Origin of the sequence: Thiocapsa sp. C2-2m, assembly GCF_041903745.1 — a bacterium.
GTDB classification, from domain to species: domain Bacteria; phylum Pseudomonadota; class Gammaproteobacteria; order Chromatiales; family Chromatiaceae; genus Thiocapsa; species Thiocapsa roseilacustris.
On the sequence record NZ_JBBWVD010000087.1, the window covers coordinates 1 to 5,404 of the forward strand.

The 5,404-nt window shown below is 61.7% G+C and carries 4 protein-coding genes and 1 pseudogene; all 5 read left to right on the forward strand.

All coding sequences use genetic code 11. The features are described from left to right. A pseudogene (locus AADX97_RS28450) lies at window positions 1-235 on the forward strand (group II intron reverse transcriptase/maturase); the annotation flags it as partial. A gap of 257 nt (window positions 236-492) precedes the next feature. Beyond that, on the forward strand, window positions 493-699 hold the full coding sequence (locus tag AADX97_RS28455) for a transposase (protein ID WP_374239357.1): 207 nt from the start codon (window positions 493-495) through the stop codon (window positions 697-699). Window positions 700-852: 153 nt separating this feature from the next. Continuing rightward, entirely contained in the window at window positions 853-2,355 is a 1,503-nt protein-coding gene (locus tag AADX97_RS28460) for an ISNCY family transposase (protein ID WP_374239359.1), read from the forward strand. Between the two features lie 158 nt (window positions 2,356-2,513). Then, window positions 2,514-2,753, forward strand: coding sequence for a type II toxin-antitoxin system RelE/ParE family toxin (locus AADX97_RS28465; protein WP_374239358.1), 240 nt, complete (start codon window positions 2,514-2,516; stop codon window positions 2,751-2,753). Between the two features lie 569 nt (window positions 2,754-3,322). Further along, window positions 3,323-4,972, forward strand: coding sequence for a hypothetical protein (locus AADX97_RS28470; RefSeq protein WP_374237497.1), 1,650 nt, complete (start codon window positions 3,323-3,325; stop codon window positions 4,970-4,972). Window positions 4,973-5,404: the final 432 nt, after the last annotated feature.

Genomic DNA, 5,404 nt, shown 5'->3' on the forward strand with positions numbered 1-5,404 from the left:
GAACCGACGGCTGATTGGACATTACAACGACTACGGGCTGCGCGGCAACGCGTCGGGCCTGTGGCGTTTTTACCATGCGGCCGTCGTCGCAGCGTACAAGTGGCTGAATCGACGCGGGGGAAAGCGGGCAAGCTTCACCTGGGAGGTGTTTCTTCGAGCCCTGAAGCGGCTCGGCGCCGCCCGTCCTCGCATCACGGAGCCGCCGATTGTGCAACGCGAATTGGTGTTTGTTTGAACCTTTTGCTTGCGCGAAAGCGAGTACAACCGAGGAACCGGATGCGGGAAAACTGCACGTCCGGGTCTGTGGCGGGGGCTCCGGGTAACCGGAGTCCCTACGCCGGACGCATCGGGTCAAACCCACCGTGCTTTCGATGACCTGCGCAAAGGCCGTTTCAGCGAGCCCGGCCGAGCCTATTTCGTCACTTCGGTCTTGGCGGAGCGAGAGAAGCGCTACTTCAGCGATTCGTCTGTGCCCGATGTTTGGACACCGAGATGCGGGCCTTGACCGAGTATCGCGCGGTCACGTCCTTGGCTTGGGTGGTGATGCCGGACCACATTCACTGGCTACTTCAGCTGGATGACTCCTTGTCGCTACCCTCGGTCCTGAAAGCCTTCAAGGCGCGTTCGGCACATCGAGTGAATGCCAATCTTGTGCCTGAACAGAAACCACGTTTTCTATTTCCGAACAGTGGGTTATAATATGTCCCCATGATCGAAGATCATGCCGATTTTCGATCGAGAGGGGCAGAGAAAACGCTAACCTATTGATTTCCGGATGACTCGAAGGCGATTTCGGCCGATGTTCGCCGGGGCATGCCATGAGTCTTCATGAACTTCGTGATTCGAACCACTATGCGCAACGTAATCGATCCGCAATTGAAACTCGGCGAGGAGGATATCGCCGCCATCGCTCTGGATCCGCGCTCGCGCGACGATATCCCGCAGCTCTTGCGTGGACTGCAGCACCTCTACACCACCCCGCAGCTGCGCGAACCCGTGTTCGCGATCCTCGCCGAGGTGCGCCCGCCGGGCCGCGGCGAGGACGGCAAGGCGTGCCCCGAGACCGGGCGACCCGGTCTGTCGCAGTGGGCGATCCCGGGGCTCGGGGTGCTGCGCTTGGGGCTCAATGCCGACGACGATCGGATTCTCGAGCTGGCCAACCAGCACACCACCCTGCGCAAGATGATCGGTCATGCCGACTGGGCCGACGACACCACCGACAGCCTGCAGACGCTCAAGGACAACCTGAGCCTGTTCACGCCCGAGCTGCTCGAGCGCATCAACCAAGCGGTCGTGGATGCCGGCCATGCCCTGGTCAAAACCAATCCCGACGAGCCCCTCGCGATCCGGTGTGACTCCTTCGTGGTCGAGACCCACGTGCATTACCCGACCGACATCAGCCTGCTCGACGATGCCGCGCGCAAGGCCATCGAAATCAGCGCCGGGCTGTGCGAGGACGCCGGCCCGAGCGATTGGCGGCAAAGCGCCTACAACGTGCGCTGCCTGAAGAAAGCCTATCGGCGGGCGCAAACCCTCAAGCACTCCACCGCGCAGGATCCGGAGAAACGGGCCGCACGGCGTGTCGAGATCGCAGCGGCCCATGCCGCCTATCTGGAGTTGGCCGGGGGCTTTCTGATGCGGGCGCGCGAGACGCGCATCCGCCTGCACCTGATCGCGGGGCTTGCGAACGTCCAGCTCGCGCCGCTGGATGCCTTCATCGCCCACGGCGAGCGGCAGATCGACCAGATCCGCCGCCGGGTGTTGTGCGGTCAGACCATCCCGCATGCCGAGAAAGTCTTCTCGATCTTCCAGCCCCACACCGAGTGGATCAGCAAGGGCAAGGCCGGCGTGCCGGTGGAGCTGGGTCTGCGTGTGGCGATCAGCGAGGACCAGTACGGCTTCATCCTGCACCATCGGGTCATGGAGCGCATCACCGACGACCAGGTCGCCTTGCCCCTGGTGGAGGAGACCGCGGAGCGCTTCCCGACGGTCGCCGGCGCGAGCATGGACAAGGGCTTTCACAGCCCCGCCAACCAACGCGGCTTGGCCGAGGTGATCGACTTTCCGGTGCTGCCGAAGAAGGGCAAGTGCTCGGCCGCGGAGCGCGAACGCGAAGGCGATCCGCGCTTCATCCAGCTGCGCCGCAAACACTCCGCCGTGGAGTCCGCCATCAACGCGCTGGAGGTCCACGGGCTCGACCGTTGTCGCGATCACGGGATCGACGGCTTCAAGCGCTACGTCGCCTTGGCGGTGGTGGCGCGCAACATCCAGCGCATCGGCACGCTGCTGCTGGCGCAGGAGGCCGAGGAGGCGCGGCGCGAGCGGGAACGACAGCGCCGCCGACGCGCTGCTTGACCCTTTCGATCGGGTCCGGTGCCGACCCCGACGGGAGTGGTGCGCCTGCGGAATGGCGGTGATGCGAGTCATTCGCATTAATCCGGTTTAATTCCACGAATCCGCATCGAATGCGGCTCGATTGAATACGCTGGCCCCGGCCCGCCATTCAGGGCGAGGTGCCGGGGCGGGAAAAAACGGGGTTTTCGGTCGAGCACTATCTTTCAGCCATCGACCGGCGGTTCTCCTGGCTTGCGGAGAATCCAAGTCTCGGGAAGCCTCGTCCGGAGGTCGGTGACGGATACTGCAGCTACCCGGAAGGCTCCCACGTGATTTTTTATCTCATGAGCGAGGATGGGATTGATATTATCGGCGTCCCACATCAGGGCATGGATGTCCTCAACTACTTCACCGGTTAGCATCCCGGGGCGGCCGAACGTAGACAAAACCACATGAGCTTTCTCCGGCGGTTTTTAAAGCGTCGGCGTCGCGCATGGTCACGGCATCTTCACGCTCAAACCCAGGCACGGAACGAGTCATGACCGCATTGGCGCCTCACAGCAGCCAAAATATTGCATTACAAGACCTGATCCCACCGCCCCCTCTGACCGCATTGGCGCCTCACAGCAGCCAAAATATTGCATTACAAGACCTGACCCAACCGCCCCCTCCAACCCCCTCCGAACCCCCTCCCCGAACCCCCTCCCCGAACCCCTCTGACTCCGTTCCTGCGCTCCTTTAGCTGCGAGGCAAGATCCGTGCGCGGCGGCCTCCGGTTTAGGCCGGTAACGGCTGCTGCAGCAAGAAAAGCTGACCTGTATCAATCGCCCCTCTTCTGTCACCGAACTCTAAAGCAGAAGTGTGGCCGGCGTCTAAACTAAAAGCGCAAGCCCGGTCGCCATTCTTCCCATGAAAATGGCGGACCAACGATCAGCGGATCAGCAACTAAGGAGGCATCGTTATGTGTTCGCGTAGCCGATTTTACTTGTTGGCTGCAGTGCTTGGCGTGCTTACCCTTGCACTCGCCACGCCATCTACCTTCGCCGCGAGACAGGTGCAAAAGGCCCAGTCCATCGGCACCTTCGAGATGCCCGCCGGGGATCAGTTCGAGCCGGCCACCGTGTCGGTGTTCGACTACCAAGAGATCCGGACCGGAATACCCATGGGGGAGGAGCAACTGCTGGAGCAAAAAGAGCTTAGCGCCATCGGTCTCGCGGACTACGTCGGCGCCCCGCCTCGCACCGTGCCTGAACGGCTCGGTATCGGTGTCACTGCCGATAACGCCGATGCGGAAAGTGCGGATGCCGAGAGTGCCGAAGCCGCACCCGATACCCTAGTCCCCAATACGGCGTGCAACACCAACGTGGCGACCGGCTTTGCGCCTTCGGACATCCACGGCGCGGCAGGGCCCGCCGTACTGGTGGTGGTGACCAACGTTGACGTCGGGGTCTACAGCAAGTCCACCTGCGCAATCATTAGCCGTGTACCATTAAAGACCCTATTCGCCGGTTTCAGTGATATCGCAAATCAGACCCTGTTCGACCCCAAAGTCATCTACGACCGCGCCGCCGGACGGTTTTTCGTGACGGCGGAATCGCGCGACAACCGGACGGGCAACACCGATCAGTATCAGTACTTCGCGGTGTCCACCACCAACGGGGCCACAGCCTGGAATCGGTATCGATTTACGCTAAGCTTCGGTACTACGCGCTTCTGCAAACGGGCGTCTAACAGCTTTTGGGACTACCCGTCCTCGGGCAAGAGCGCCAACCGATGGTTTATCACCGCCAATGATTTCCCAGTGTCCGGCAGCGTCACGGGGGCGATCCTGGCGATAGACAAGGCGCCGACCCTGACCGGTGCGGGTACGAGCGGCATCTGTTGGAACAACCTGGCGTTCAACGTCGCGCCGCCCATTGTTCTGGACAGCTTGACCTCGCAGTCGGTATTCCTCTACCCGCGCTCAACCTTCATCGGTCGCTACAATCATCGTGCGGGAGCCACCCTGGGCGCCGACACCCTGACTGCGGGGGCCAATTACGGCATCGCCGCTTGGGCAGTCCCACCGGACGCGGTCCAACCCAACGGGCAGAGGCTCGACAGCCTTGACGGCCGCTTCCAGAGTGCCAGCATCCAATCGCGAGATCGAATCTGGAACATCCATACCATCGCCTCCGGCGCGACCCCTGTGATCCGCTGGTACCGGCTGAGTAGGGCCGCATCCTCCGTGTTGAGCACCAACACGTTCACGAGCGGCCACCTGTTCAACCCATCGTTTGTCACCGGATCGGGCATCGACGGGGCGCCAGCCTTTATCAACGCCTCACGCACCGTCCCGACCTGTACGACATCGAGCTGTCTGGCCTCGATGATTACGTACTCCGGTCCGAACAGCACCAGTACGGGATGGCTGGGCTACCTTGCGGCGAGTTCGACCAGTCAGTTCCTGACCACGAATGGAAGCACGCTGTGCAACAACGACGTTCGCGGGTCCTGCCGTTGGGGAGACTACTCCGCGATTACGGTGGACCCGAACGAGGCCGGTTCCGCGTGGGCGTTCAATCAGTTGATCAACGGGACCAACCAATTCAATTGGTTCACCCGCGGGCGAAAGGAGGTCTACAACATCCAGAACTAGGTAGGGCCAGCATGCGACGGGGGCAACCAAGGACAACCGTCGATCGCATGGCATCGTAATGTTCAGGGGGCCCGACGGGTCCCCTTATTCTGCGATGCCTGAGAGATAAGGAGTCACCGATTAACTCCGGCGGGCCTCTAAAAATTTCATTGGGCCTGAGATCATCAAGCCGACCCCGCCCCTTTTGCTCTCCGGTCGCGCCCCGGCGCAGATGTTCATTCGATCGTCCAGTCTTCGAGTTTCAACCCGGAGAAACCGGGGACAGTGCGGCCTGGCAAGGCCGCGTGTTCTAGCGGGTGAGAGCCCCGCCTGGGTAATCGTGCGCCGCGAGCCCAGTATCGAGCCTTGTCGTGTCAAGTTAAATTCAGATCCTTGGAATCGGAACGGAGACCGTGAAATTGGATAGCGTTACCCAGTGGGTGAGGGGTGACC

Coding starts and splice junctions, on each gene's coding strand:
- AADX97_RS28455 (WP_374239357.1), top strand. CDS start 493: ATGCGGGCCTTGACCGAGTATCGCGCGGTCACGTCCTTGGCTTGGGTG.
- AADX97_RS28460 (WP_374239359.1), top strand. CDS start 853: ATGCGCAACGTAATCGATCCGCAATTGAAACTCGGCGAGGAGGATATC.